At 62.6% G+C, this 1,009-nt stretch carries 1 pseudogene; it reads left to right on the top strand.

From position 1 onward, the window contains the following. Nucleotides 1-1,009 (top strand): annotated as a pseudogene (locus ACRRUX_RS20540) (hypothetical protein); the annotation flags it as partial.

Raw genomic sequence — 1,009 nt, 5'->3', positions numbered from 1 at the left:
TGATACCCTGACCGTCACCGACCAGGCCGGCAACGTGCTGTTCAGTGGCCCGGTGACCCAGGCGATGCTGGACAACGGTCTCACTCTGGCCATCGACCCACCGGCGAGCGGCACCAATCTGGTGATTACCGCCACCGTCTCTGATGCAGCGGGCAATACCGCGTCCGGCAGCGACAGCGCGGTGCTGGATTATGGCGTGGGCACCGGCGCCCCGGCCGCACCGACTGTGGTCATCACCGAAGACAGTAACAACGATGGCTACATCAATGATGCCGAGCTCAGCGGTCAGATAGACATCACCGTCACCCTGGGTGCCGGCACCGTGGTGGGCGATACCCTCACCGTGACCGACCAGGATGGCACGGTACTGTTTACCGGCAGTGTCACTCAGGACATGCTGGATAACGGCCTGAGTCTGGCCATCGATGCCCCGGCGAGTGGCACCGATATCGTCATCACGGCCACCGTCACCGACGTGGCCGGCAACAACGCCACGGGCAGTGATGCCGCTACGCTCGATTACGGCGTCGGCAGCGGCGCCCCGGCCGCACCGACTGTGGTCATCACCGAGGATGCCAATAACGATGGCATCATCAATGACGCCGAGCTTGATGGCCAAATCAATATCAGCGTCACCCTGGGCGCCGGTACTGTGGTGGGCGATACCCTCACCGTGACCGATCAGGCCGGCAATGTACTGTACAGCGGCCCTGTGACTCAGGACATGCTGGATAACGGCCTGAGTCTGGCCATCGATGCCCCGGCGTCCGGCACCACGCTGACTGTCAGCGCTACCGTGACTGATCCCGCCGGCAACAGTGCCTTTGGCAGTGACAGTGCGCTGCTGGATTACAGCGGCAACCCACCATCACCGTCCGCCCCGACGGTAGTCATCACCGAAGATGCCAACAACGATGGTTATATCAATGACGGCGAGCTCTCCGGTCAGGTGGACATCAGTATCACCCTGGGCAGCGGCACCGACGTGGGTGACACCCTGGTCATCACC

Origin of the sequence: Shewanella sp. GXUN23E (assembly GCF_050865035.1) — a bacterium.
In the GTDB taxonomy this organism is placed as follows: Bacteria; Pseudomonadota; Gammaproteobacteria; order Enterobacterales; family Shewanellaceae; genus Shewanella.
This window is presented reverse-complemented; position numbering and strand designations above follow the sequence as displayed.